Here is a 25,223-nt window from a genome sequence, read left to right on the forward strand (position 1 = left end):
ACGTCACCCGTGGGGCCGGGGCGGGACGGAGCGGTGGGAGAGGAGGTCAGCCCCTGATGACCGCCAGTGCCTCGTCGCGAACCCTGGCCATGGTGGCCTCGTCCCGGGCTTCGACGTTCAGGCGGAGGAGCGGCTCGGTGTTGGAGGGGCGGACATTGAACCACCAGTCCGCTGCCGTGACGGTCAGGCCGTCGAGTTCGTCGAGGGTGACTCCCTCACGGCCGGCGTAGGCAGCGGTGACCGCGGTGAGGCGGTCGGCCCGGTCGGCGACCGTGGAGTTGATCTCGCCGGAAGCGGCATAGCGGTCGTACCCCGCGACCAGTGCGGACAGGGGACCGTCCTGCCCGCCGAGCGCCGCCAGCACATGCAGGGCAGCGAGCATCCCGGTGTCGGCGTTCCAGAAGTCCTGGAAGTAGTAGTGCGCGGAGTGCTCGCCCCCGAAGATCGCCCCGGACCGGGCCATCTCCGCCTTGATGAAGGAGTGCCCGACGCGCGTACGCACCGGGGTGCCGCCGTGCTCACGGACCACCTCCGGCACCGACCACGAGGTGATCAGATTGTGGATGACCACGCCCGAGCCGCCGTGGCGGGCCAGCTCCCGGGCCGCCACCAGCGCGGTGATCGCCGACGGCGAGACCGGATCGCCGTGCTCGTCGACGACGAAACAGCGGTCCGCGTCTCCGTCGAACGCGATACCGAGGTCGGCGCCCTCGTCACGCACCCGCTTCTGCAGGTCGACGATGTTGGCCGGATCGAGCGGGTTCGCCTCGTGGTGGGGGAACGTCCCGTCCAGCTCGAAGTACATCGGGACCAGATCCAGCGGGAGGCCCGCGAAGACCGTCGGCACGGTGTGCCCGCCCATTCCGTTGCCCGCGTCCACCACCACCTTCAGCGGCCGGATCGACGTCACGTCCACCAGAGAGAGCAGGTGGGCGGCGTAGTCCTGCAGGGTCTCCCGTTCACCGACCGCGCCCGGCGTCGCGACCGGCTCCGGGGCGCCCGACTCCTGCCATGCCTCCACCAGCTCCCGGATCCGGGACAGGCCGGTGTCCTGGCCCACCGGGGCCGCGCCCGCACGGCACATCTTGATGCCGTTGTACCGGGCCGGGTTGTGCGAGGCCGTGAACATCGCTCCCGGCAGGTCCAGCGCCCCCGACGCGTAGTACAGCTGATCCGTCGAGCACAGCCCGATCAGTGTCACCGCTGCGCCACGGTTCGACGCACCCCGCGCGAAGGCGGCCGCGAGCCCGGGCGACGAGGGCCGCATGTCATGCCCGATCACGATCGCCTCCGCGCCCACGACCTGCACGAAGGCCGCCCCGAACAGCTCGGCCAGCGACTCGTCCCACTGGTCCGGAACCACCCCTCGTACGTCGTACGCCTTGACGAGCTGCGACAGATCAGCCATGGGAATGACCGCTTTCTTCCTTGGTGGTGAGCCAGACGGCAGTGTCCGGCGGGAGGGTGCGTCCCTGCAGGGGGGCGCTGCTCAGTACGGGGCGGCCGGGCAGGCCGAGGGTGTCGAGCGACAGTGGGTCGGGCCCGAAATTCACCACGCACCCCAACTCGCCCCGCCGGAAGGCGAGACAGTGGTCGCCGGGTGCGGTGTACCAGCGCAGGGCTGCGTGGGCCTCGGCAGGGTGCTCGCGGCGCAGGAGCAGCGCGGCGCGGTAGAGCGCGAGGGTGGAGTGCGGGTCGGCCAGCTGGGCCTCCACCGTGTGGGCGGCCCAGCCTTCCGGCTGGGGAAGCCAGCAGTCGTCCGGGGCGGCGGTGGTGAAGCCGTAGGGCGGCCGGCTGCCGGACCAGGGAATCGGGGTGCGGGCGCCGTCGCGTCCCCGGTCGGTGTGACCGGAGCGTTCCCAGAGCGGGTCGCGTATGCGGTCGTCGGGGACAGCGGCCTGCGGGAGGGCGAGTTCCTCGCCCTGGTAGAGGTAGGCGGCTCCGGGGAGGGCCAGCATCAGCAGGGCCGCGGACCGGGCCCGCAGCTCGGATCCGTAGCGGGTGACGGGGCGTACCGCGTCATGGCTGGAGAGCACCCAGGTGACGGGTGCGTCCACGGAAGCGGTCGCCGCGAGGGAGTCGTCGATGACGCCGCGCAGCGCCTGCGCCTCCCAAGGGGCCTCCAGGAAGGCGAAGTTGAAGGCCTGCTGCATTTCGTCCGGGCGTATGTACCGGGCGAGGCGTTCCGGCGCGAAGACGGCGGACTCGGCCACCAGCACACGGTCCGTCGGGGCGACGGCGCCCGGCGGGGCCGGATGGGTGCTGAGAAGGGCGCGCCACTCCCGGTAGAGGGGGTGCAGCTCCTCCTGGTCGTAGTAGGGCATGAGGTGGTTACGGAGCGGGTCCTGGTGCTGGCCGGGGCCCGCGTCGGGCAGGCCCTCGGCCTTGAAGAGAGCGTGGGCCACGTCCACGCGGAAGCCGTCCACGCCGTGGTCCAGCCAGAACCGCAGGACGTCGGCGAAGTCGGAACGCACCTGCGGGTTGCGCCAGTTGAGGTCCGGCTGTTCGGGGGCGTGCAGGTGGAGGTACCAGTCGCCGTCGGCGACGCGGGTCCAGGCCGGTCCTCCGAACGCCGACTGCCAGTCGTTCGGGGGCAACCCGCCGTCCGGCCCCTGTCCGCGGCGGAAGAGGTAGCGGTCGCGGGCCGCGCAGCCCGGTCCCCCCGACAGCGCCTCCTGGAACCACGGGTGTGCGTCGGAGGTGTGGTTGGGGACCAGGTCGACGATGACCTTCAGGCCGAGTCCGTGGGCGTGCCGGGTGAGCGTGCCGAAGTCGTCGAGCGTGCCGAGGTCCGGGGCGACACCCGTGTGGTCGGCGATGTCGTAGCCGCCGTCGGCGAGGGGGGACGGATAGCAGGGGGTGATCCATACGGCGTCGGCGCCCAGGTCCCTGAGGTGACCGAGCCGTTCGGTCACGCCCGGCAGGTCCCCGACTCCGTCGCCGTTCGAGTCGGCGAAGGACCGGGGGTAGACCTCGTAGCACACGGCGTGCCGCCACCAGGTCATGCGGCGCTTCCCTCGGAGAGGGCGACAGCCGGCCGGGGAGCAGCGGCGGGCCGCCCGGGAAGTACGACCTTCTGTTCCGTGCCGGTCTCGGCTGCGAGCGTCGCTGCCCGGGCCACGGCCACGGCGGTCAGTCCCGCGTAGGCATCCGCGACCGGTGCGCCACCCCCGCCGGCGCTGTGCAGCAGGTCGGCGACGGCGGCCCGCACGCTCTCCGTGTACACATACGGCTTGCAGGGCTCGCCGCCGAGGTCGATCACGGCTTCGACGCGGTGCGGGACGGTGCGTTCCGTACCCCTGCCGCGGGCCGGGGCGGCGTCGCCCGCATCGCGGTGCACGGAGACCGTGATGCGTTCGCCGCCGTGCGGACGAGATCCCGGAACGGTCAGCAACTGACCTGACCTGTCCGGGAGTTGCTCCCATCGCGCGGCTTCCTGATCGTCCACCCAGGCCGTGATGGTGGCGTACGTCGGGATCCACCCGGTGATACGGGTCTCGGCGAAGCCGTGGTCCAGGCGCATCAGCTGGCGTTCGCAGCGGTGGGCGTGGGTGAAGGAGTGCAGATGGGTGGCGAGCACTCCGCCCGGGTGCACGGCGTCCGCGATCACCATGTCGACGGGGCCGCCGGGGCGGCGCACCGCCGTCGCGCGGACCGATTCGGGCTCACTGCCCAGCAGCGCACGGGCCGCGTCGAAGAAGTGGACGCCGTGTTCGACGAAGATGCCGCCGCTGTGCTCCGGGTCCCAGAACCAGTGGTCGGGGCCGAGGTCCTGGTCGGCTGCGTCGTTCTCGAAGAGGAAGCGGCGGGGCGGGTCCAGCAGCCCTTCGGCGATGAGCTGCTGGACGGCGCGCAGCAGGGGGTTGTAGCGCAGGACGTGGTCGACGACGAGAGTGCCGGCCGAGCGGTCCGCCTCGTCGCGCACCCGGGCGGCGTCCTCGGTGGTGGTGGCGAGCGGCTTCTCGCAGAAGACGTGCTTGCCGGCGCGCAGGGCGGCGACGGCCATCCCCGCGTGGGTGGCCGGCGGGGTGGCGAGGGCGATGATGTCCACGCCCTCGGTGGCGAGCAGGGCGTCGAGTCCGTCCAGGGCGGCGACGCCGTGACGGTCGCCGAGCGGCTTCGCGCGCGACGGCTCGGGGTCGGCGACGGCAGCGATGTGCAGACCGGGCAGGCCGGCCACGGCGTCCAGGACATACGCCCCGAACGATCCGCAGCCGACCAGTCCGAGGCCGAGGGACGGCACCGTCACGAGGTGCGCTCCAGGAGAGCGACTCCGATGTGGGCGTCGGCCATGCCGTAGAAGACGTACAGCTTGCCGTCGACCTCCTCGATGGCGGTGGGGAAGACGACGTTCGGGACGGTGCCGGAGCGCTCCTTCTCCGTCTCGGGTGCCATCAGCGGCTGGTCGGAGCGTGCGATGACCTGCGACGGGTCGGCCGGGTCGAGGATCATCGCCCCGGCGGCGTAGGACACCTTCTGGTTCTGCGCGAAGGGGTCCTCGATGGAGCCGGACACACCGTGGTGAATGAGCAGCCAGCCCTCGTCCACGCGGATCGGCGCCGGACCGCCACCGATCTTCAGGGACTCCCAGGGGTACTCGGAGAGGGCGACCAGACGGTGCTGACGCGGGCGGGTGAGGGCGCGGATGTCCTGCTCGACCTCGGCGACCGGAACGTACGAGATCCAGATGCCGGGCCGCTCGTCGGTCACTCCGGCCGGGAGGTGGACGCCCTCGCCGGGGCGGAACCAGCCGAGGTCCCACATGGGGCGGTGCAGCATCGCGTACGCCATCTCGCCGTCCGGGCCCGGGACCGGCTCGGGGAAGTGGACGACGTCCTTGTTCGGGAAGAGGTTCAGGTCGGTGTCGAGGTCCGGCTGGTACGCGAACTGGATGGGGCCGAGCCGGGTCCAGTCGGTGAGATTCTCCGAGACGGCGAGAGCCGGCTTGGGGCCGAGCGGACCGTAGGCGACGTACGACATGACGTGCTTGCCGAGGGAGGGGACCCAGGTGACGCGGGGGTCCTCGACACCGGCGTTGTTCTTGCCGCGCTCCCAGCCCTCGTCGGGGGCGAGGACCACGCCGCGGCGCTCGACGCCGGAGGGGACCCCGTCGGTGAAGGTGACTTCGGCGAGGCCGACGCGGGAGACATTGCCGTCGGCGACCAGACGCGGCAGCAGATGCAGCCGGCCGTCGGGGGTGCGGCCGGAGGCGGGGTTGAGGACTCCCTCGACCTCCGTGGACTCGCCCGGCAGCGGCGACATCACGACGCCCTTGCGGACCAGACGGAAAGGAATGTGGGTAGGGGTGGTGGTGCTCATACGGGGTTCAGCCCTTTGTTCCGGAGTCGATGTCGGTCGAGGTGAAGTGGCGCTGGAAGAGAAGGAACAGCACCACGGCGGGGGCGGCCAGCACACAGGCGCCGGCCATCAGCGCGCCGGTCGGGTTGGCGACCGTGCCTTGAAGGTTGCTGAGGAAACTGGCCAGGGAGACTGCCAGCGGCTGCATATCGGTGTTCTTGGTGACGAGGAAGGGCCAGAGGAATTCGTTCCAGGGGCCGATGAAGGTCAGCAGGACGCCGCTGAGCAGTGCGGGCCGGGCCATCGGAATGGCGATCCGGGTGAGGATCTGCAGTTCGCCGGCGCCGTCGATGCGGGCCGCCTCGAAGAGCGAGGCGGGCATCTGGATGAAGAACTGGCGGAAGAGGAAGACCGCGGTCGAGTTGATCGCGAACGGCAGGATCATGCCGAGGTAGTTGTCGCCGAGGCCGTAGTCGCGGACGACCAGGACGTACAGCGGGAGCATCAGCAGCTGGAACGGGATCATCTGGACCAGCAGCAGGGTGGCGAAGAGGCTGCCGCGGCCGCGGAAGTGCAGCTGGGCGAGGGCGTATCCGGCGAGGAGCCCGAAGACCAGGGTGCACAGCAGTACGCCGCCGGTCATGATGCCCGAGTTGAGCAGCGAACGGCCCAGCGAGATGGCGCTGTTGATGGCCGCGTAGTTGCCGCCGGTGAGGTCACCGGGGACGGCGGAGGAGAGATCGCCGGTGGTGGTTCCCCGAAGCGACCCGACCACCATGTAGTAGAAGGGGAAGAGAAAGGCGACGGCACCGATCAGGAGGATCACGAGCCGGACGGTCCGGCTCAGCCGGCCCCAGAGCCGCGGGGGCGTGGTGGCAGTGGTTGTGCTCATGGCGTCAGTTGCCCCTCTCGGTGAGCTTGCGGGCGACCAGCGAGACGGCGAGCACGACGGCCACCAGGACGATGCCGAGCGCAGCGGCGAAGTCGGGGTGCCCCTGCTCGATGCCCTTCTGGTACATGATCAGCACCGGGGAGGCGGAAGCGTGGTCGGGGCCGCCTCCTCCGGTGAGCAGATAGGGCTCGCTGAAGAGGTTGGCGCCGGTGATGATCGCGTAGATGACGACCAGGGTGGTCGCGGGGCGGACACCCGGCACGGTGACGGAGAAGAACTGGCGGATCCGGCCCGCCCCGTCGACGGACGCGGCCTCGTAGAGCTCCTTGCCGACGTTCTGCAGTGCGGCGAGATAGAGCATCACGAAGAATCCGAGCTGTTTCCAGGTGACGAAGAAGGCGATCACCGGCATCGCGAGTTCCGAGTTGACCAGCCAGGACGGGTCGGGTGCCAGCCCGCCGAGCAGGTTGTTGACCAGCCCGTCGCCGCCGAACAGGAACTGCCAGACCGCGACCAGGGCCACGCTCGCGGTGACGTACGGCACGTAGTACGCGGCCCGGAAGAAGGACCGGAACGGCAGCTTGGCGTTGAGTGCCGAGGCGAGGACCAGGGAGAGGCCCACGGTGAGCGGCACATTGATGACCAGGAAGATCAGGATGTTGAGGAAGGCGCGCCCCACCACCGGATCCGTGAACACCGCCTGGTAGTTGTCCAGCCCCACCCAGGGGGTGTCGGCGTCGGCGCCGGGGGCGGTGAAGTAGAAGCGGTGGAAGGAGATCCACACCGTGTAGCCGAGCGGGACCGCGAACACGGCGAGGATGAACAGGACGTACGGGGTGACGAAGAGCGCGCCTATCCGGGAGGTGCTGCGCCGGGCAGGGGCCTTGGTGTGCAGGAGAGTCATGGCAGGCCTCAGTACTCGGCGAGGATCTTGGCGATCCTGACGTCGGCGTCGTGCAGGGCGGATTCGGTGGACTGACGGCCGAAGATCACTGATTTCGTCCAGGCGTCGCGGAACGCCTGCCACATGTCGATCGATCCGGGCACGTTGGGGACCTCGACGACGCGTTCTGCCTGGTCGGCGAAGGCCTTGTAGGACGGGTTCTCGGCGAAGAAGCCGGGATAGGCGGAGGTCAGGTTCTCCCGCATCGGCATCTGGCCGGTGGTGGCGAGGAACTTGCCGTCCTGCTCCTTGGACGTGGCGAACTTCATCACGTCCCAGGCGGTGGCCCGGTTCTCGCAGGAGCTGAACATCCCGATGGACTTCTCGTCGCTGAAGGTGTGGACCTCGTTCGCGGGTCGGCCGTCGGAGGTCGGGACCGGGACGACACCCCAGTCCAGGCTGTCCCTGTAGGCCGCGACGGCCCAGGGGCCGACCGTCGACATCGCGGTCTTCTGCTCGCCGAGCGCGTCGCCCGGGTAGGACTCCTGCGGGGCGAGCTTCTCCGCGTACAGCTGCCGCCAGAAGTCGGCGACCCTGCGGCCCGCTGCCGTGTCGAACTGCGGTTTGCCGTCCTTGACCAGCTGCTTGCCGCCGCTCTCGGCGATGAAGGCCGGGTAGAAGTCGAACCACGACTGGAAGAACTCGCTGCTCGGGGCGGGCCAGATCGCGGCCTTGGCGGCGCCGCTCCTGACGATCTTCCGGGAGCTCTCCAGGAACTCGTCATACGTGGCGAGCCGGGGGTGCTCCGGGTCGAGGCCGGCCTTCTTGAAGATCTTCTTGTTGTAGAGGATCATCCCCGGATTGCTCTTCCACGGCATCTGGTAGTACGAGCCGTCCGCGGAGCGGTACTGGGCGGCCAGCGAGCCGCTGCGCCCGTCGATGTACTTGTTGCCGTCGGGGAAGTCGCTCAGCGGGACCAGTCCGACCTGCTTCTCGAACTGCGGAACGGACGCCGGTGGTGTGTTGAACACCAGACAGGCAGTGCTCCCGGCAATGATCGAGGCGCTGATCGCCTCCTCGGAGGTCTTGCCCGCCGGAATGTTCCGCGCCGTGATCTTCTGATCAGGGTGCTGACCGTTCCAGTCGGCGACCATCTTTTTGCCCCACTCGACCTCTTGGGCGTTGTTGGACAGCCAGACGGTGATCGGGCCGCGCGACGCGGCAGCGGTGGCCGCGTCGGGCCCCGACCGGGCGCATGCCGTCACCGTGGCCGACAATGCGAGCCCGAGCAGCGCGTACGCCGTTCTCCTCAGCATGAGTGTCTCCGAACTGTGCGTGCCCGGCTTCGTTGCCGGGCGGATACCCCGCCACTTCTTGGACCGGACCGCTCGCGCCTAGTCGCGCGGGGCGGGACCGATCGAGCCTCGTGGAAGGAATTCGGCGGGCGGCAGCTCCACATCGGGGGCGCTGCCGTCGGCGATCACCGCGTCGAGTGCACGGGCGGCCGCCGCTCCCCAGCCCTGCGCGTCCGCGCGGGCGGAGGTCAGGGGCGGGTGGGTGTACTGGGCGAGGATGGTGTCGTCGTAACCGACGATGGACAGCCGGTCGGGGACCGGGACTCCGAGTTCCTGGGCCACAGCCAGGCCGGCGGTGGCCGACAGGTCGTTGCCGTAGACGATCGCGGTGGGCGGTTCGTCGAGCGCCAGCAGCTCGCGGGTGGCCGCGGCGCCGCCCTCGGCGGTGAATCCGCCGGGGCGCAACGGCCCTTCGGGCAGACCGAGTTCGCGGAGGGTGTCCGCCCAGGCGGCCCGGCGACGCTGTGCGTGCCGGTACTCCTGGGGGCCCTCCACATGGGCGATCCTGCGGTGGCCCAGCTCGGCCAGGCGCCGGATCGCGGTGACGAACGCCGGCCGGTCGTCGAGCTCGACCGCGCACAGCCCGTCCGCCCAGCCGCGGCGGCCCACGGCGACGGCGGGCAGGCCGAGTGCGGCCAGCAGGGCCGGGCGCGGGTCGTCCTGGCGGACGTCGGTCAGCAGGACGCCGTCGACGCGACGGTCGGCCGCGAGCCGCTCGTACACGCTGCGTTCCTTGTCGGCCGGCGTGACATGCAGGACCAGGCCGTCGCCGCGCCCGGCGAGGACGGACTCCACGCCGGCGATGAAGGCCGGGAAGAAGGGGTCCGCGCCGATGAGTCCCGGCTCGCGGGTCACCACCAGTCCGACGGCACCTGCTTTGCCGAGCGACAGCGCCCGCGCCGGACGGCTCGGCGTCCAGCCGAGCTCCTCGGCGGCGGCCAGGATGCGCGCCTTGGTCTCCTTGGCCAGACCGGGGCGGTTGTTGAGCGCGAAGGACACGGAACTACGGGAGACGCCTGCACGACGCGCGACATCAGCGATGGTGGGCCGCTGCCCCATGACGCCTCCTCGAGGGAATCCGACCGCCAGCGGGTGAGCCCGCTCTAAACCGGTTTAAGTGATCCAGTGAGCGTCACTAAACCGGTTTGAATTAACGAAGTCAATACGCCACGGATGTGCAAAACCGCACCCGGGACGGGTCGCCTGCAGAGGCTCCGCGCGGTGCGCTACGGGTGCTGAGCGGCCCGACGGGCGTCGAAAGGGGTCGCCGGTGGGCGCACCCGTCACACTGCGATGTACGTCACGGGGGTGCTGCCCGTCACCACTTCCGCGCGCCCCAGCTTCACCAGTCGGCGGACGTGGGCCTCGGCCTCGGAGACCGCGATGTTCCGGGAGCCGTGCGGGATCTGTTCCCACGGCCGGTTCCACTCCATCCGCTCGGCCAGCTGCCACGGCGTGAGCGGGGTGGCGAGCAGTGCGAGCAGGCCGGTCAGCCGTTCCTCGTGGTGGTCGAGGAGTTCCTGTACGCGCCTGGCCGCGTCCGGGAACGCGTACTGGTGGGCGGGCAGCACCTCGGCGACCCCCAGTCGGCCGATGCGCTCCAGCGAGTCGAGATAGTCGCCCAGCGGGTCGGTGGCCGTCGCATCGTCCGGGTCCTCGTACAGCCCGATGTGCGGGCTGATTCCGGGCAGCAGATGGTCGCCGGAGAAGAGCCGGCCGCGACCGGGCAGGTTCGCCGGGTGGTCCTCCTCCAGATGCAGGCATACGTGGCCGGGGGTGTGGCCCGGCGTCCAGACCGCCCGGAGCCGGCGGCCCGCCAGGTCGAGCAGCTCGCCGGGGACGATCTCGCGGTCCGGGAGGGCGGCGCGCAGGCCGGGCAGGGTGCGCATCCGGCCGGTGGCGCGGGCGGCGCGCAGTGGGGCGAGGTGGTTCTCGGGGGCGCCGACCGCGGTGAGTTTCGCCGTCAGGTAGGCCAGCCAGGTGCCCGGCTCGGACTCGCGGGTACGGCGCACGATCGCGGTGTCCGCGGCGTGCATCGCGATCCAGGCCCCGGATGATTCGCGGACCTGGCCGGAGAGGCCGTGGTGGTCGGGGTGGTGGTGGGTGATGACCACGCCGTGGATGTCGGTGATGTCGACTCCGATGGCGGTGAGGCCTGCGACCAGGGTGTCCCAGGCCTCCGGGTCGTCCCAGCCGGTGTCGATCAGGACCGGTCCGCGGTCGGTGTCCAGGACGTGCACCAGGGTGTGGCCGAGCGGGTTGTCCGGGATGGGGACCTTGATGGACCACACGCCGCCGCCGTGCTCGGTCACCTGTGTCATGAGGTCCCCATCTCTCGTCCCGGCATGCGGCCGTGCTGCGCCGAACCCACTGTAACGAGAACTCGTTCCAGTAGTAGCCCCGGTCGACTATTCGTCCGAGGTCGATCGCCGTCGGATCCGTGGACTCCTGGAACTGGAACTGGTATCAGTTCTGACACAGAGTCAGGTATGGAGTCAGGTGCGGAGTCGGTACGTGCCGGGTCGCGGGAGGCAGCAGCCATGACCGAGCTTGTCGAACACGGAAAACTGTTCATCGGCGGGGAGTTGGTCGATCCGCTCGGCCAGGACGTCATCGAGGTGATATCGCCCCACACCGAGCAGGTCATCGGCCGGGTGCCGCACGCCTGCGAGGCGGACGTGGACCGGGCTGTCGCCGCCGCCCGCCGGGCCTTCGACGAAGGGCCCTGGCCGCGGGCGTCCCTCGACGAGCGGATCGAGGTGATCACGCGGATCAAGGACGCGTTCGCCGTGCGGTACGAGGAGATCGCCCGCGTCATCAGCTCCGAGAACGGAACTCCGTACAGCTCCAGTGTGATGGTGCAGGCGCTCGCCGCGATGATGGTGTGGGACGCGGCGATCACCGTCGCCCGTACCTTCCCGTACGAGGAACGGCGCGACGGCGTCCTCGGGCCGCTGCTGGTGCGCCGGGAGCCGGTCGGCGTCGTCGCGGCCGTCGTGCCTTGGAACGTCCCGCAGTTCACCGCCGCCGCCAAGCTCGCGCCCGCGCTGCTGGCCGGCTGCACGGCCGTCCTCAAGGTCTCGCCCGAATCACCCCTTGACGCCTACATCCTGGCCGAGATCGCCGCCGAGGCCGGGCTCCCCGAGGGCGTGCTGTCGATCCTTCCGGCGGACCGTGAGGTCAGTGAGTACCTGGTCGGGCATCCGGGCATCGACAAGGTGTCGTTCACCGGCTCCGTCGCGGCCGGCCGACGGGTCATGGAGGTCGCTGCGCGCAACCTCACCCGGGTCACCCTGGAGCTGGGCGGCAAGTCCGCCGCCGTCATCCTCCCCGACGCCGATCTCGACGCGGCCGTCGCGGGCATCGTCCCGTTCGCCTGGATGATCAACGGCCAGGCGTGTGTCGCCCAGACCCGCATTCTCGTCCCGCACTCCCGCTACGACGAGATCGCCGAGGCGTTCGCCGCCGCGGCGGGCGCGCTGAAGGTCGGCGACCCGCTCGATCCCGCCACCGAACTCGGCCCGCTGGTCGCGCAGCGTCAGCAGCAGCGTTCCCTCGACTACATCCGGATCGGCCAGGAGGAAGGCGCCAAGATCCTCACGGGCGGCGGCCGCCCGGCCTCCCAGGAGCGCGGCTGGTATGTCGAGCCGACCCTCTTCGGGTCCGTCGACAACTCCATGCGCATCGCCCGCGAGGAGATCTTCGGCCCGGTCATCTGCCTGCTGCCGTACGGCGACGAGGCGGAGGCGGTGAAGATCGCCAACGACTCGGAGTACGGGCTCAGCGGCAGCGTCTGGACCGCCGACACCGAGCGCGGCATCGACATCGCCCGCCGGGTCAGGACCGGCACGTACAGCGTCAACACGTTCAGTCTCGACATGCTCGGCCCGTTCGGCGGCTACAAGAACTCCGGCCTGGGACGGGAGTTCGGCCCTGAGGGGTACGGCGAGTACTTCGAGCACAAGATGATCCATCTGCCCGCCGGGTACCAGCCCGTGCAGCCCGGACCGCAGGAGGCGTGATGGGGGACCGCTGGCACGTGGAGGTCGACCGGAGCGTCTGCATCGGCTCCGGGATGTGCGTGAACCATGCTCCGGACGGCTTCCGGCTGGACTCCGCCCGGCAGTCCCACCCGGACGCCCCGGAGTCCGACGCCAACGAGCAGGTGCTCGCGGCGGCGGAGGGGTGTCCCGTCGAGGCGATCACGCTGACGCTGCTCGACTCGGGCGAGGTGGTGTTCCCGCCGGAGGACTGAGGACTCTGCCCTGCGGCGGGGAACGTGAGCGGGAGGTGCGGCCCGACGCGGGCCTGTCGGGCCACACCGCCGATGGCCGGGTACTACGCGGTGCAGCCGGTGTCGGCGATCACGAAGTAGCCCGCCGGTGACTCCCGCAGGGTGTGCGTGACGAACACGTTGTACAGCCCCATGTTCTGCTCCGAGCCGTTGGCGTACACATAGCCGCCCGTGGTGTGCGCCCTGCCGGCCGCCACCTGGGCGTAGTTGGTCGCCGTGTAGCAGGCGCCGCCGCCCGTCCCGCCGGTCGTGGTCGCCGTCACCGCGGCCGAGACGGTACCGACCGCGCCCGATCCGTCGACGGCCGCCACCGTGTAGCGGTACGCAGTCCCGGCGGACAGCCCCGCGTCGGTGAACGCCGTCGACGTGGGCCGGCCTACCTCGGTGCCGTTGCGGTAGACGGCGTACGAGGAGGCTCCCGTCACCGCGCCCCAGGACAGCGAGGCGCTGGTGCCCGTGACACCGGTGACCGTCAGACCGGAGGGGGCCGGGAGCGGGTTCTCGCCGCCGCCGGGTGCGCCCTGGTCCAGCCCCCAGAAGACGCCGGTGTAGTACGACGAGCAGATCGAGTTCAGGAAGTACGCGGCCGTGGACCCGCACCGATCGGTCCCCGAGCCGGGAGAGACGGGCAGGCCGTGGCCCATGCCGGAGATGGAGTACGTCTCCACCGCGGGCTTTCCGGAGGCGTCGTTGTAGACGCTCCGGGTGGTGTTGCCGGGGAGCGTGTCGGTGCTCGACGGGGTCTGGCCGATGCCCCACACATCGGTCCACTGGTCACGCAGCGCGGTGGCGTTGGCCGGGTACACCGTGTAGTCGGACGTGCCCTGCCAGATGGCGACGCGTGGCCATGGGCCGGTGTAGCCGGGGTAGCCTGCGCGGACCTTGTCGCCCCACTGGGCGGGGGTCAGCTTCTGCGGGCCCGTCTGGCAGCCGGAGGCGGCGGCCTGGCTGGTGGCGCACTGCGCGGGCAGGCCGGACGCCACGGAACCGCCCGCGAACACGTCCGGGTAGGCGGCCAGCAGGTCTGCGGTCATCCCGCCGCCCGCCGACAGGCCGGTGACGTACACCCGCCGCCCGTCGGAGCCGTACTGCTGCTTCGCGTGCTCCACCATCTGCACGATGGAGGCGGCCTCGCCCTTGCCCCGGGTGTCCTCGGCCGGATCGAACCAGTCGAAGCAGGAGAGCGAGTTGTTGGCGGACGTGGTCTGCGGGAAGACCACGGCGAACTTCCACAGGTCGGCGTATTTCGGCCAGCCCGAGTTGGTGTAGTAGTCGTTGGCCGTCTGCGTGCAGCCGTGCAGGGCGATCACCAGGGGTGCGCCCGCGGGCAGATCGGCGGGGGCGTACTCGTACATCTGCAGGTTGCCGGGGTTGGTGCCGAAGCCGGTGACCTGCTGCAGGCCGCCGGCGGCAGCGGCGGGCTGGGCGGCGCCCACGGTGCTCAGCGTCGCCGCGACGACGCCGAGGACAGCCGTGGACGCGACGCGCCGTAGCAGGCGTCGCAGGATCGATGGGCGCACGGGGGGCCTCCCTGTTCGGAACGTGCGGGCGTGCGGACATACGGACTGCTGCCGGAACCTACGAGTCCGCGTCGCCCCGGCCCATGGGGCGGGCTGACATCCCTCGGGCCCCGCTGTGTGCGGCGCCGCCCTTGCGCCGCGAGCACCGGCGGGGAGCGGGCGTTGACATCGAGTGCGCTCGAAGATGCAGACTCCCGGTCAGCAACGCCCTTATCCACAAAGGGCTGTTGGGAGGGAGACAGGAATGCGCTACCGCACGATCGGCACGGACCCGAAGACCCGCCGCGAGGTGAGCGTGCTCAGCCTCGGCGCCATGCTGATGGGCACGCTCACCGACGAGGCGACCTCGTTCGCCGTCCTCGACCGGTACGCCGAGGCCGGCGGGACCTTCATCGACACGTCGAACAACTACGCGTTCTGGGTCGACGGCAGTCAGGGCGGGGAGAGCGAGCAGCTGCTCGGCCGCTGGCGCCGGAGCCGTGGTGTCGGCGACGAGATCGTCATCGCCACCAAACTCGGTGCCCGGCCGAATGCCCCCGCCACCGGCTTCACCCGCGACATCGAGGGACTCTCGCCGAAGGTCATCCGGGAGTCCGCGGAGCGGAGCCGGGAACACCTCGGCGTCGAGAGGCTGGACCTGCTGTACGCGCACGTCCAGGACCACGGCGTGCCGATGCGCGACACCGTCGAGGCGTTCGGAGAGCTGGTGACCGAAGGGACCGTCGGACTGCTGGGTGTGAGCAACCACTGGGCGTGGCAGGTGGAGCGGGCCCGGGCCCTTGCCGAGGCCGCCGGACTGCCGGGGTACGAGGCGCTCCAGTACCACCACAGCTATCTGCGGCAGCGCACGGACCTGCCGAGCCTGCGCTCACCGGACGGCCAGGAGGGCGTGGCCGCCGGGGACCTCCTCAGCTACCTGCGGGCCGAACCCGCCCTCGTACCGATCGCCTACTCGCCACTGCTGGCCGGGTCCTACGTCCGGGCGGACAAGCCGCTCGGCCCGGAGTTCGACCACCCGGGCACGCGGGCGCGGCAGGCGGCACTGCGGACGGTGGCCGAGGAGACCGGGGCGACCGTCAACCAGGTGGTCCTGGCCTGGCTCATCGGCGGCGAGGTCCCGGTCGTCCCGCTGGTCGGCGCCTCCTCGGTGGCGCAGCTGGAGGAGAGCCTGGCGGCGGTGGACCTGGAGCTGACCACGGAGCAGCGGGCGACGCTGGACGCCGCCCACTGACCGCCCGCACCATGTACGCCGCCACCATGGCGACGTACGACGGTGTGTGCACCGACCCCGTGTGACGTGGGCTTCGACCTCCTTACGGTGACGACCATGGAGACTCCCCAGAGCCCGGTCCACGGGCCCGCGCCGCTCACCGTTCCCCCACCCCGCGCCGCCGCTCCGTCGCCGTCACCCGCAGATCCGTTCCTGGCCGGGCGCACCGCCCTGGTGACCGGAGCGGCGAGCGGCATCGGGCAGGCCTGCGCCGAGGCCCTTGCCGCCGCGGGTGCCCACGTGTACGTGGTGGACAAGGCCGCCGACGCGGCCAAGAGCCTGGCGGAGCGGATCGGCGGAACGGCCTGGGTGGTCGACCTGTCCGTACCCGAGGCGGTGGACACGCTGCCGGACGACGCGGACCTGGTGGTCAACAACGCGGGGCTGCAGCACGTCGCTCCCGTGCACGAGTTTCCGCCGGACCGGTTCGCGCTGATCCACCGTGTCATGGTGGAAGCACCGTTCCGCATCTTGCGCCGCACCCTGCCCGGCATGTACGAACGCGGCTGGGGGCGCGTCGTCAACATCTCCTCCGTCCACGGGCTGCGTGCCAGCCCCTACAAATCGGCGTACGTATCGGCGAAGCACGCACTGGAAGGACTCAGCAAGGTGGTCGCTCTCGAAGCAGCACCGCACGGGGTGACCAGCAACTGCGTCAATCCCGGCTACGTGCGCACCCCGCTCGTCGAGAACCAGATCGCCGACCAGGCCCGTACGCACGGCATCTCGGAGGAGGAGGTGGTGGGCAGGGTGATGCTGGAACGCAGCGCCATCAAGCGCCTCATCGAACCCCGGGAGGTCGCCGAGGCGGTGCTGTGGCTGTGCGGACCGCACACCGGGCACATCACCGGCACCTCGCTCGCGATGGACGGCGGCTGGACCGCTCACTGACACTCTCCAGGTACACATCGAATCCCCGACGAACGATGGCCGCCCATGTCTGCACCGCCCCATTCCGCCGCGCCCCACCTGCGTCGCCTCCTCGACCTGCTGACCGAGGACGCTCCCGCCGAGGCGCTGGGCGCCGTCTCCTCCGAGGCGCGGGCCGCCGGTGTGCCCGCGGGCGACCTCGCCGAGGTGGAGCGGGCCACCGCCACCGCACTGCGGATCAGGGGCGCCCTGCGCCAGCACCGGCGCCGCGAGCTCCAGCTCACCGCGCTCTTCGACACCGCGGGAGATCTGGCGGCCTCCCGCGATCTGGACGACGTACTGAAGGCGATCGTCCGGCGGGCCAGGATGCTGCTCGGCACGGACACGGCGTATCTCACCCTCCCCGACGAGGAGGCGGGGGACACCTACATGCGGGTGACCGACGGTTCGGTGTCGGTCCTCTTCCAGCGGCTGCGGCTGGAGCTCGGCGAAGGGCTCGGGGGTCTGGTCGCCCAGACCGCGAGTCCGTACGCGACCCCCGACTACCGCACCGACAATCGCTTCCGTCACACCCGCAACATCAACGCCGGGGTCCTGGACGAGGGGCTCGTCGCCATTCTGGGCGTGCCCCTGCTCCTCGGCTCCAGCCGCGGCGGTACGGGGAAAGTCATCGGAGTCCTCTTCGCCGCCGATCGCGCGCCGCGCGTCTTCAGCCCCGACGAGGTCGCTCTGCTCTGCTCGCTCGCCGCACACGCCGCAATCGCGATCGACACCGCCCGCGCCCTCGCCGACACCCGCTCGGCCCTCGACGAACTCGCCGGCGCCAACGCCGAGCTGGCCGAGGCCAACGCTGCGGTACGGGAGCACTCGGCCGCCATGCAGCGGGCCGAGGAGGCGCACGACCGGCTGACCGACCTGGTGCTGCGCGGCGGTGACGTCAAGGACGTCGCGACGGCCGTCGCGGGGCTGCTGGACTCCCCGCTCACCATTCACGACCCGGGCGGGCGCCCGCTGGCGGCCGTCCGGCCCGACGGTGCGGACCTCGCCGCCGACAGCATGGACGCCGGATGGCTGGCCGAGACCGCCGAGGAGTCCCGCACCGGGGCGCGCGCCGTGCACCGCGACGGCCGGTGGATCTGCGCCGTGCTCGCCGGGCAGGAACTCCTGGCCCAACTGGTTCTGCACCAGCGCCGACGGCTCGACGACTCCGACCGGCGGCTCTTCGAACGCGCTGCAGTGGTCACCGGCCTCCTTCTCCTGTTGCGGCGCACGGTCGCCGAGACCGAGAACCGGATACGCGGCGAGCTGATCACCGACCTGCTGACCGACGCGGAACGCGACCCGGCCGGTCTCGCCGAGCGCGGCCGCCGCCTCGGCATCGACCTGGACCGCCCGCATCTGCTGCTGGTGGCCGAGGCCGGCGCCCGGGAGAAGCTGTGTGCCGCTGCTCTGCGCTACCTGTTCGGCGGGGACATTCACGGGGTGAGCGCCGAACACGCGGGCACAGTGGTGCTGTTGGTCGCATGCGACGACGAGGACACGGGCGCCGGTGACGCGGCGCGGGCGGCGGCGGCCCAGCTCGGCCAGCTCGTCCAGGCCCCCGTCACCGTCGCCGCCACCGGGCCGGCCCGTGGCCCGCGCGAGCTGGCCGCCGCCCACCGGGAGGCCGCCCGCTGCCTGCGCGCGATGCGGGTGCTGGGGCGTACGGGTGAGGGTGCCTGCGTCGACGAACTCGGCTTCCTCGGCGTGGTGCTGGGCAACGCGCAGGATGTCGACGGATTCGTCAACGCGACGCTGGGGCCGCTGCTGCGGTACGACGCCCAGCGTGGCACCCATCTGGTGCGCACGCTGAGCGCGTACTTCGGTGCCGGTGGCAGCCTCATTCGTGCCAAGGACGAACTGCACGTCCACGTCAATACGGTGGTGCAGCGGTTGGAGCGGATCCAGGTGCTGCTGGGGCGGGACTGGAACGAGCCGGACCGGGCGCTGGAGCTTCAGCTGGCGCTGCGGCTGAACCTGCTGGCGGGGGGCCAGGAGCGGTCGTGAACCGGGGCTGCCGGTTACTGCCGTTCCGTCCTCGAGCGCCGGACGGGCTCGAAGGATGTCCTCAAGCGCCGGACGGGCTGGGTTGTGCCCGGGCGGTCCTGAGGGTGTCCTCAGGCGGTGTCTTCGCCAGTGCCACCAGGCGTGTGGCGATCTCGTGCGCGCCCGCGCCACCCGTGAGCACCGTGTAGTGGTTGACGTCCGGTACCGCCACCGGTTCCACTCGCGTGTCCCCGAGGCCGGCCGCCGCCAGTCGCTTCTCGTCGTACAGCCCCTGCTCCTCGTCCATCAGGCCGCGAGCCGCCCACAGCAGCGTCGCCGGTACCGGCAACTTCCTTACGGCCGAAAGAACTTCGTCGTCGAAGAGGCCTATCCCGTCCGTGCGCACCGCCTCGATCCGGCAGGTGGAGTGCATCGCCGGTTCCTCGCCCGTCAGGTCGCGCTGGATGTACGCATCGACCTCCGGCGACCAGGCGTCCCCGGCGAACGCGGGGTGCGCCTGCCAGAACGCCCGGTAGGCGGCTCGGTCGGCGAAGGTCATCGACAGCCGGTCCATGGCCGGGCCGATCACCGCCGTCATGAGTTCGTCCGGGGACAGATGGGTGGGGGCCGGGAAGCCGACCCCGCCGTCGACGAGCAGCAGCGGACCGAACCGGTCCGGATGCCGTACGGCGGCCAGGGCCGCCACGAACGCGCCCATCGAGTGACCGGTCAGCGCCACCCGGTCCAGGCCGAGCGCCTCGGTCAACGCGGCGATGTCATCGGCGTGTGCCGCGATCCCGTACGGGCCGGGCAGCCCGGCGCTCGCCGCCCGGCCGCGCAGATCCGGGGCGATCAGCGTGGCCCGGCCGGCCAGCAGCCCGGCCACCGTGCCCCAGGAGAGCGCGTTGGCCGTGATGCCGTGCAGGGCCACGACCACCGGCGCACCGGGCTCCCCGGCCGGCCAGCGCAGCGCCGCCAGCTCGCCCCCGGCGACCGGGACACGTATCTCCTCGTACGGGGTCATGAGTGCCGGTTCTCCTTCCGGGCGGCTGCGCCCGCTCTGGTTGCGCCTCTGGGTGCACGGAGTGCGGAGCCCAGCCGGGACGGCAGCCGTGCCAGGCCGCCCGGCAGCAGATGTACCACGGCCACGAAGAGCACACCGAGCAGGAACAGCGGCTGGGAGAGCGGTACCCGCAGCACCGCGGGCAGGTCGGCGACCGCACCCGAGCCGGCGAGATCGCCGAGCCGGTGATCGGCCCAGGTGTACAGGATGCCGCCGACCATCGGCCCCCAGCGGGTACCCGACCCGCCCAGCACCACCATCACCAGCAGCGACAGCGTGAAGTCCGAGGTCGTCGTCTGGGGTGTGGAGCCGCCGGTGAGCAGCAGATGGACGAGTCCGCCGAGCGCTGCCAGCGCACCGGCCAGGACGAAGGCCGTCAGCTTGAACCCGTACGGCCTCAGCCCCAGCACTTCCACCCGGCGCTCGTTCTCCTTGATGCCCTCCCAGACCCGCCCGGTCGGGGAGCGGACCGCCCAGTGGACGACGGCCAGGGTGAGCACCAGATAGCCGAGCGCGACCCAGTACAGGTTGGCCGTGTGCTCGATGCCCACCAGCCCGGACGGCAGCAGCTCGGCGGGTGCGGCCCGGCCCTCCTCGCCGCCGGTGAAGCCACCGGGGTTGCGGGAGACCAGGATCGAGCCCGCCTGGGCGAAGGCCAGCGTCACCATGGAGAAGCCGATCCCGGTGACCCGCAGGCTCACCGAGCCCAGCACCAGAGCGAGCGCGATCCCGAAGCAGACGCCGACCAGGGCCGAGACGGCGAACGGCAGACCGGCCTCCAGCATGATCGTGTTGGTGGCGTAGCTGCCCGCGGCGAAGTACAGCGCGTGGCCGAAGGAGAGCAGTCCGGTACGGCCGAGCAGCAGGTCGTATCCGGTGGCCAGGGCGCCGAACAGCAGGCAGGTGGCGAGGAGTTGCAGGCTTCCCGCACTTCCGACGGGGCCGTCGAGCAGGCCCGGCAGCGGCAGTGCGCTGTACGGCGCGACGATCAGCACCACCAGCACGGCGGCCGGCCACCAGCGCAGCAGCCGGGCGGTGTCGGCGGCCGGTGCGTCGGACGGCGCCGCCGGTGTTCCGCTCGTGCGGTCGGGTGTCCCGGTCACGGTGCTCACGCGAGCCTCCCGGTCAGTCCGCGCGGCCGTACGAGCAGCAGCGCGGCGAGCAGGACGACGACGGCCAGGTCGCCGAGGCCCGCTGCGGTGTAGTAGTTGGCGAACTGCTGGACCAGGCCGATCACGACGGACGCCGCGGCGGCGCCGGTCACCGAACCCATGCCGCCGGTGACCACCACGACGAACGCGAAGATCAGCAGCGAGGTGCCCTGCCGGGGGTCGACCGAGCCGAAGTACAGCCCGCCGAGCGCCCCGCCGAGCGCGGCGGCCGAGCCGCCGATCGCGAAGACGAGGGTGAACGCCTTCCGTACGTCGATGCCGAGCGCGGTCACCATCGCCCGGTCCTCGACCCCCGCCCGTACGACCAGTCCGTGCCGGGTCCGCCCGAGGAAGAGCCGCAGCGCGACCAGCACCACGGCCGCGGCCGCGACCAGCACCAGGCGGTTGACCGGAACTTCCGCGCCCAGCAGCGAGAACGTGCCGGACAGTGCCTCGGGCCCGGGGAAGCGCAGGGCGTCCGAGCCCCAGATGCCCGACAGCAGCGCCGGGACGGCGAGCCCCACCCCGACCGTGGCGAGCACCTGCTCGCGCGGCCGGGTGTACAGCGGGCGGACGACGGCGAGCTCCAGCACCACGGCGGCGACGGTGCCCACCGCCGTACCGAAGAGGACCGCGAGGACGAAGCCCGCGCCGCCGGGGCCCGCGCCCGGCAGGTTCCCGGACGCCGCCCACCAGGTGCCGTACGCGCCGATGGAGAGCAGCGCGCCGTGCGCGAAGTTGAGCACGTCCATCAGGCCGAAGATCAGCGAGAGCCCGGAGGCGATCAGGAAGTAGAGCGCTCCCAGACCGAGTCCGGTCATGGTGAGCAGAACGACGGTGGACATCAGGAATCCGCCTCCACGGAAGGTGCCTCGGTGGCCGGGCCGCGCCCCACGCCCAGCAGCCGGCGTGCCGCCTCCGCGTCGCCCAGCAGCTCACCGGCCGGGCCCTGGTGGGCGGTTCGGCCGTCGGCGAGCACGGTGCAGTGTGCGGCCAGGCGCCGTACGACCGCGAGGTTCTGCTCCACGAGCAGCACCGGCACCGCCTCGGCGGCCCGCTCCAGCACCTCGGTGACCTCGGTGACCACCTTGGGCGCCAGTCCCTTGGTGGGTTCGTCGGCGATGATCAGCCGGTTGCCGTTGAGCAGGGTGCGGCCGATGGCGACCATCTGCTGCTGACCGCCGGAGAGTGTCCCGGCCAACTGCCTCTCCCGGAGCTTCAGTTCGGGAAAGAGTTCATGGACGAGCGGGTACGCCGGCTCGCCCGCCCCGCGCCGCTCGGCCAGCCGCAGGTTCTCCGCCACGGTCAGCCCGGCGAAGACGCCGCGGTCCTCGGGGGCGTAGCCGATGCCCCGCCGGACCAGCGTGTGGGTGGGCAGCGCCACGGTCTCCTCGCCGTCGAGCCGGACGCTGCCGGTGCGCGGAACGAGGCCCAGGATGCCGCGGACGGTCGTCGTCTTCCCGGCGCCGTTCCGGCCGAGGAGCGCGGTCACCCCGTGCCGGGCGACGTCCAGGTCCACCCCGTGCAGGATGTGCCGGCCGCCGATGAGGACCCGCAGGTCCCGTACGGCGAGAAGCGTTCCGGTCGTCACAGCCCCTCCCCGAGGTACGCCTGCTGCACGGTCGGGTCGGCGGTCACGGCCTCGGGGGTGTCCAGCGCCAGCAGCCGGCCGTGGTGCATCACGGCGAGCCGGTCGGCCAGCCCCAGCAGGACGTCCATGTGGTGCTCGACCATGAGGACGGTGCGGCCCTCGTCCCGGTGCAGGGTGCGGATCAGTTCGGTGAGCGCAGGGACCTCCTCCGCGCTCACCCCGGCCATCGGCTCGTCGAGCAGCATCAGCCGCGGCTCTCCCACCAGCAGCACCGCCAGCTCCAGCTTCCGTTTCTCGCCGTGCGACAGCTCGGACGCCAGGGCCCCGGCGCGGTGGCCGAGCCCGGTGCGCTCCAGTACGCCGTGTACGTCGTCGGTGTACGGGGAAGCGCGCCGCCACACGCGGTACGAACCGCCGCGGGCGGCCTGCGCGGCCAGCCGGACGTGGTCGGCCACGCTCATCCCCGGCCAGAGGCTGGACGTCTGGAACGTCCGGCCGATCCCGCGCCGGGCCCGGGCGTGCGCGGGCCGGCCGGTCATGTCCGTGCCGTCCAGCGCGATGGTGCCCGACGTGGCCGTGGTCAACCCGCTGATCAGGTTGAACAGTGAGGTCTTGCCCGCCCCGTTGGGGCCGATGAAGGCGAGGAACTCGCCCTCGCGGACGTCCAGCGTGATGTCCTCGACGATGGTCGCCCCGCCGACGCCCCAGCCGAGGCCGGTCAGCCGGAGCACGGGGGCGGTGGTCCCCGCCCCGCTCCCGTGTTCCGTCGTGATGCCCGGTGCGGCCATCGGTCAGCCCGCCGAGGGCTTCGCGGGCGGCGCCACCTTGTCCATCGGCTCGGTGGTCACCAACTTCGGCTCGGCGGTGGCGCCCTTCCCGGTCAGCTTCGCCACGAACATCGGCTGAATCAGGGCGTGGTCCTCGGCCCGCACCTGCTCCTTGCCCTTCACCCCGTCGAAGGTCCAGCCCTCCAGGGCCTTCGCCATGGCGGCGGGATCGGTGGCGCTGCCCTCCTCCACCGCGTGCACGATCATCTGGGCGGCGGTGAAGCCGTCGGGGGTGAACAGGTCAGGGGTGCCGCCCGCCTCGGTCACCGCGTCCAGCATCGACTTCTCCACGGCGTTGCCGCCGCCCGCACCGGGGAAGTAGTGCGCCAGGAACGAGACCTTGGAACCGGCGGCGCCGAAGATCGGGTACGAGGCCGTGCCGGCCAGGCCGGTGACGACCTTGGACGCGCCCAGCACACCCTGCTGGTCCAGCGCGGTCCACAGCGCGGGGGCGGTGGAACCCGCCCAGGCCACGAAGACCAGATCCGGACCGGCGGCCTTCACCTGCCGGGCGAACGGGGTCAGGTCCGTGGCGCTCGGCGGGGCCAGCACGGAGCCGACCGTCGCGCCCTTGCCACCGAGGACGGCCTTCACCGCGGCGACGTTGGCCTGGCCGAAGGTGGAGTCCTGGGCCAGCACGGTGACCTTCTTGCCCTCGGCCTCGCCGAGCATCGTCCCGGCGGTGAGGATGTCCTGGTAGGACTGCCGGCCGGAGCGGAACGTGTAGTCGTTGATCCCGGTCACGGCGTCGGTCGCGGCCGGCCCGCTGACGTACAGGACCTTGTTCTGCGCGGCGAGCGGCGCCATCTGCAGGGCGACCCCGGAGTCCGTGGTCCCGGCGAGCACCTTGTAGCCCTTGCCGATCAGGTTCTTCGCGGCGGAGACAGCCTTGCCCGGGTCGCCCGCGTCGTCCTGCTCGGTGACCTCGATACGGTGCCCGGCGACCTTGCCGGTGCCGTTCGTCGCGTAGTCCAGGCCTGCCATGAACCCGTCGCGGTACTGCTTCCCGTAGTCCGCGAGCAGCCCGGTCCGGGAGTAGACCAGCCCCACCTTGACGGTCTGGCCCTTCGTGCCCTTGCCGGACGCGGAGTCCGCCTCACCCGCCTTCCCGGCGGCGGTGCAGCCGACCAGCAGGAGTCCTGCGGCGGCCAGGGTGACGACGGCGGAGAGGGATCTGCGGTGGTGGACGGTGCCTGTGGCTCTGCGACGCATGGTGACCGGCTCCTCGGCGGGATTCCTGTGATGTCGCCGAACCGTATGAACACCGTGGCGCCGTCGACATGGTGCAGGACGCCCCACCTGAGGCAGTGTGCATGTGCGGCCCGCACATGGGCCGGGGCCGGGGGTGACGGGGCACGGCCCGCAGGTGGGAACCCGTCAACACCCCGTCATCTGCGGGGACATGACCCGGCCGTGGTCCGTCGGTACGGATCGTTAGGACGCTTCCGGGGGTGTCGTCACGTCGATCAGCCGGCACACCGTCTCGATGTCTATCTTCACCTGGGCGATCGACGCCCGTCCCGACAGCCAGGTGATCAGCGCCGAGTGCCAGGTGTGCTCGATGACCCGGACCGCGGACAGTTGCTCGGGCGTAGGGTGCTCCAGCCCCATCGAGTCCAGGATGATCGCCGTCGTGAGCCGCGAGACGGTGTCCACCTCGGGGCTCACGCTGCGGTCCGCGAAGGTCAGCGCCCGCACCATCGCGTCCGCCAGATGCGGTTCGCGCTGCAGCGCACGGAACGCCCGCATCAGGGTGTCGGCGACCCGCTGCGCCGCGTCTTCCCCGGCCGGGGGGCGTTTGCGCAGCGTCCCGTGCATGTGCTGGAGCTGGTCCTGCATGGTGGCGACCAGCAGATGGATCTTGGACGGGAAGTACCGGTACAGCGTGCCCAGGGCGACCCCGGCGGCCTCCGCCACCTCGCGCATCTGCACCGCCTCGAACCCGCCCCTGCTGGCGAGCTGGGCGCTGGCGTGCAGGATGCGGCGGCGACGGGCCTCCTGCCGTTCCGTCAGGGGCGGCGATGCCGGCTTGGCTTCCGCTGTCATGTGTCCCCATCCATGGCTTCTGTCCGCAACCGGAGGAGGCGCGTGGGCTCCCGGCGGCGCACAGCATGCCAGGGTGCCGGTCGTGGCGCGAATCACCTGATCCGGCCGTTGCGCCGACGCTACCTGCCGGTAGATTCG

Annotated in this window: 22 protein-coding genes; 5 read left to right on the forward strand and 17 right to left on the reverse strand. The window is 71.4% G+C overall.

Features of this window, described 5'->3' with window-relative positions:
- Positions 1–46 precede the first annotated feature (46 nt).
- The 9 genes from OHA88_RS31290 to OHA88_RS31330 all read right to left on the reverse strand — a co-directional run bounded on the left by OHA88_RS31290 (position 47) and on the right by OHA88_RS31330 (position 10,749).
- Positions 47–1,408 carry a phosphomannomutase/phosphoglucomutase gene (locus OHA88_RS31290; RefSeq protein WP_328627964.1) on the reverse strand — a complete coding sequence of 454 codons (1,362 nt, stop codon included), beginning with the start codon at positions 1,406–1,408 and terminating at the stop codon, positions 47–49.
- Positions 1,401–3,005 carry a glycoside hydrolase family 13 protein gene (locus tag OHA88_RS31295; protein WP_328627965.1) on the reverse strand — a complete coding sequence of 535 codons (1,605 nt, stop codon included), beginning with the start codon at positions 3,003–3,005 and terminating at the stop codon, positions 1,401–1,403. Before OHA88_RS31295 ends, OHA88_RS31290 begins: the two co-directional genes overlap by 8 nt.
- Positions 3,002–4,249 (reverse strand): Gfo/Idh/MocA family protein, encoded by a 1,248-nt coding sequence (locus OHA88_RS31300; protein WP_328627966.1) that lies wholly within the window; start codon positions 4,247–4,249, stop codon positions 3,002–3,004. The genes OHA88_RS31295 and OHA88_RS31300 overlap by 4 nt, the downstream gene beginning before the upstream one ends.
- Complete coding sequence (locus OHA88_RS31305) at positions 4,246–5,319, reverse strand: glycoside hydrolase family 130 protein (protein ID WP_328627967.1); 1,074 nt, start codon at positions 5,317–5,319, stop codon at positions 4,246–4,248. The genes OHA88_RS31300 and OHA88_RS31305 overlap by 4 nt, the downstream gene beginning before the upstream one ends.
- Before the next feature lie 7 nt (positions 5,320–5,326).
- On the reverse strand, positions 5,327–6,190 hold the full coding sequence (locus OHA88_RS31310) for a carbohydrate ABC transporter permease (RefSeq protein ID WP_328627968.1): 864 nt from the start codon (positions 6,188–6,190) through the stop codon (positions 5,327–5,329).
- A gap of 4 nt (positions 6,191–6,194) precedes the next feature.
- The gene (locus tag OHA88_RS31315; protein WP_326603452.1) at positions 6,195–7,094 is read right to left on the reverse strand and encodes a carbohydrate ABC transporter permease; all 900 of its coding nucleotides are present in this window, start codon (positions 7,092–7,094) and stop codon (positions 6,195–6,197) included.
- A gap of 8 nt (positions 7,095–7,102) precedes the next feature.
- Positions 7,103–8,389, reverse strand: a complete 1,287-nt coding sequence (locus tag OHA88_RS31320) for an extracellular solute-binding protein (protein ID WP_328627969.1) — start codon at positions 8,387–8,389, stop codon at positions 7,103–7,105.
- A 78-nt stretch (positions 8,390–8,467) separates the two neighbouring features.
- Complete coding sequence (locus OHA88_RS31325; RefSeq protein WP_326603448.1) at positions 8,468–9,487, reverse strand: LacI family DNA-binding transcriptional regulator; 1,020 nt, start codon at positions 9,485–9,487, stop codon at positions 8,468–8,470.
- A 224-nt stretch (positions 9,488–9,711) separates the two neighbouring features.
- The gene (locus OHA88_RS31330; RefSeq protein WP_328627970.1) at positions 9,712–10,749 is read right to left on the reverse strand and encodes an MBL fold metallo-hydrolase; all 1,038 of its coding nucleotides are present in this window, start codon (positions 10,747–10,749) and stop codon (positions 9,712–9,714) included.
- 219 nt (positions 10,750–10,968) lie between these two features.
- Between OHA88_RS31330 and OHA88_RS31335 the strand changes: the two genes are divergently transcribed.
- Both OHA88_RS31335 and OHA88_RS31340 read left to right on the forward strand, forming a co-directional pair.
- Positions 10,969–12,450: an aldehyde dehydrogenase gene (locus OHA88_RS31335; RefSeq protein ID WP_328627971.1), complete on the forward strand. Its 1,482-nt coding sequence runs from the start codon at positions 10,969–10,971 to the stop codon at positions 12,448–12,450.
- Complete coding sequence (locus OHA88_RS31340) at positions 12,450–12,683, forward strand: ferredoxin (protein WP_328627972.1); 234 nt, start codon at positions 12,450–12,452, stop codon at positions 12,681–12,683. The genes OHA88_RS31335 and OHA88_RS31340 overlap by 1 nt, the downstream gene beginning before the upstream one ends.
- 83 nt (positions 12,684–12,766) lie before the next feature.
- Here OHA88_RS31340 and OHA88_RS31345 read toward each other — a convergent pair whose 3' ends face one another.
- The gene (locus OHA88_RS31345; RefSeq protein ID WP_328627973.1) at positions 12,767–14,242 is read right to left on the reverse strand and encodes an extracellular catalytic domain type 1 short-chain-length polyhydroxyalkanoate depolymerase; all 1,476 of its coding nucleotides are present in this window, start codon (positions 14,240–14,242) and stop codon (positions 12,767–12,769) included.
- Positions 14,243–14,486: 244 nt separating this feature from the next.
- On the opposite strand from OHA88_RS31345, the gene OHA88_RS31350 reads away from it, so the two are divergent.
- The 3 genes from OHA88_RS31350 (at position 14,487) to OHA88_RS31360 (ending at position 18,428) form a co-directional block, all read left to right on the forward strand.
- The gene (locus OHA88_RS31350; protein ID WP_328627974.1) at positions 14,487–15,473 is read left to right on the forward strand and encodes an aldo/keto reductase; all 987 of its coding nucleotides are present in this window, start codon (positions 14,487–14,489) and stop codon (positions 15,471–15,473) included.
- Between the two features lie 96 nt (positions 15,474–15,569).
- Entirely contained in the window at positions 15,570–16,403 is an 834-nt protein-coding gene (locus OHA88_RS31355; protein ID WP_267005398.1) for a 3-hydroxybutyrate dehydrogenase, read from the forward strand.
- A gap of 45 nt (positions 16,404–16,448) precedes the next feature.
- Positions 16,449–18,428 (forward strand): helix-turn-helix domain-containing protein, encoded by a 1,980-nt coding sequence (locus OHA88_RS31360; RefSeq protein ID WP_267005399.1) that lies wholly within the window; start codon positions 16,449–16,451, stop codon positions 18,426–18,428.
- Positions 18,429–18,489: 61 nt separating this feature from the next.
- Here OHA88_RS31360 and OHA88_RS31365 read toward each other — a convergent pair whose 3' ends face one another.
- The 7 genes from OHA88_RS31365 to OHA88_RS31395 all read right to left on the reverse strand — a co-directional run bounded on the left by OHA88_RS31365 (position 18,490) and on the right by OHA88_RS31395 (position 25,085).
- Positions 18,490–19,431 (reverse strand): alpha/beta fold hydrolase, encoded by a 942-nt coding sequence (locus OHA88_RS31365; RefSeq protein ID WP_328627975.1) that lies wholly within the window; start codon positions 19,429–19,431, stop codon positions 18,490–18,492.
- On the reverse strand, positions 19,428–20,582 hold the full coding sequence (locus OHA88_RS31370) for a branched-chain amino acid ABC transporter permease (protein ID WP_267005401.1): 1,155 nt from the start codon (positions 20,580–20,582) through the stop codon (positions 19,428–19,430). The genes OHA88_RS31365 and OHA88_RS31370 overlap by 4 nt, the downstream gene beginning before the upstream one ends.
- The gene (locus OHA88_RS31375; protein ID WP_326630718.1) at positions 20,579–21,466 is read right to left on the reverse strand and encodes a branched-chain amino acid ABC transporter permease; all 888 of its coding nucleotides are present in this window, start codon (positions 21,464–21,466) and stop codon (positions 20,579–20,581) included. Before OHA88_RS31375 ends, OHA88_RS31370 begins: the two co-directional genes overlap by 4 nt.
- Positions 21,466–22,212, reverse strand: coding sequence for an ABC transporter ATP-binding protein (locus tag OHA88_RS31380; protein ID WP_328627976.1), 747 nt, complete (start codon positions 22,210–22,212; stop codon positions 21,466–21,468). Before OHA88_RS31380 ends, OHA88_RS31375 begins: the two co-directional genes overlap by 1 nt.
- Complete coding sequence (locus OHA88_RS31385; RefSeq protein WP_328627977.1) at positions 22,209–23,000, reverse strand: ABC transporter ATP-binding protein; 792 nt, start codon at positions 22,998–23,000, stop codon at positions 22,209–22,211. Before OHA88_RS31385 ends, OHA88_RS31380 begins: the two co-directional genes overlap by 4 nt.
- Positions 23,001–23,003: 3 nt before the next feature.
- Positions 23,004–24,251: a substrate-binding domain-containing protein gene (locus tag OHA88_RS31390; RefSeq protein ID WP_328627978.1), complete on the reverse strand. Its 1,248-nt coding sequence runs from the start codon at positions 24,249–24,251 to the stop codon at positions 23,004–23,006.
- A 222-nt stretch (positions 24,252–24,473) separates the two neighbouring features.
- Entirely contained in the window at positions 24,474–25,085 is a 612-nt protein-coding gene (locus tag OHA88_RS31395; protein ID WP_328627979.1) for a TetR family transcriptional regulator, read from the reverse strand.
- Between the last annotated feature and the right edge of the window lie 138 nt (positions 25,086–25,223).

Origin of the sequence: Streptomyces sp. NBC_00353 (assembly GCF_036108815.1) — a bacterium.
Classification (GTDB): Bacteria; Actinomycetota; Actinomycetes; order Streptomycetales; family Streptomycetaceae; genus Streptomyces.

Bases quoted from the DNA above. Each gene is read 5' to 3' on its own strand.
- OHA88_RS31290 (WP_328627964.1), bottom strand. From the start codon at position 1,408: ATGGCTGATCTGTCGCAGCTCGTCAAGGCGTACGACGTACGAGGGGTG.
- OHA88_RS31295 (WP_328627965.1), bottom strand. From the start codon at position 3,005: ATGACCTGGTGGCGGCACGCCGTGTGCTACGAGGTCTACCCCCGGTCC.
- OHA88_RS31305 (WP_328627967.1), bottom strand. From the start codon at position 5,319: ATGAGCACCACCACCCCTACCCACATTCCTTTCCGTCTGGTCCGCAAG.
- OHA88_RS31310 (WP_328627968.1), bottom strand. From the start codon at position 6,190: ATGAGCACAACCACTGCCACCACGCCCCCGCGGCTCTGGGGCCGGCTG.
- OHA88_RS31315 (WP_326603452.1), bottom strand. From the start codon at position 7,094: ATGACTCTCCTGCACACCAAGGCCCCTGCCCGGCGCAGCACCTCCCGG.
- OHA88_RS31320 (WP_328627969.1), bottom strand. From the start codon at position 8,389: ATGCTGAGGAGAACGGCGTACGCGCTGCTCGGGCTCGCATTGTCGGCC.
- OHA88_RS31325 (WP_326603448.1), bottom strand. From the start codon at position 9,487: ATGGGGCAGCGGCCCACCATCGCTGATGTCGCGCGTCGTGCAGGCGTC.
- OHA88_RS31330 (WP_328627970.1), bottom strand. From the start codon at position 10,749: ATGACACAGGTGACCGAGCACGGCGGCGGCGTGTGGTCCATCAAGGTC.
- OHA88_RS31335 (WP_328627971.1), top strand. From the start codon at position 10,969: ATGACCGAGCTTGTCGAACACGGAAAACTGTTCATCGGCGGGGAGTTG.
- OHA88_RS31340 (WP_328627972.1), top strand. From the start codon at position 12,450: ATGGGGGACCGCTGGCACGTGGAGGTCGACCGGAGCGTCTGCATCGGC.
- OHA88_RS31350 (WP_328627974.1), top strand. From the start codon at position 14,487: ATGCGCTACCGCACGATCGGCACGGACCCGAAGACCCGCCGCGAGGTG.
- OHA88_RS31355 (WP_267005398.1), top strand. From the start codon at position 15,570: ATGGAGACTCCCCAGAGCCCGGTCCACGGGCCCGCGCCGCTCACCGTT.
- OHA88_RS31360 (WP_267005399.1), top strand. From the start codon at position 16,449: ATGTCTGCACCGCCCCATTCCGCCGCGCCCCACCTGCGTCGCCTCCTC.
- OHA88_RS31365 (WP_328627975.1), bottom strand. From the start codon at position 19,431: ATGACCCCGTACGAGGAGATACGTGTCCCGGTCGCCGGGGGCGAGCTG.
- OHA88_RS31375 (WP_326630718.1), bottom strand. From the start codon at position 21,466: ATGTCCACCGTCGTTCTGCTCACCATGACCGGACTCGGTCTGGGAGCG.
- OHA88_RS31385 (WP_328627977.1), bottom strand. From the start codon at position 23,000: ATGGCCGCACCGGGCATCACGACGGAACACGGGAGCGGGGCGGGGACC.
- OHA88_RS31390 (WP_328627978.1), bottom strand. From the start codon at position 24,251: ATGCGTCGCAGAGCCACAGGCACCGTCCACCACCGCAGATCCCTCTCC.
- OHA88_RS31395 (WP_328627979.1), bottom strand. From the start codon at position 25,085: ATGACAGCGGAAGCCAAGCCGGCATCGCCGCCCCTGACGGAACGGCAG.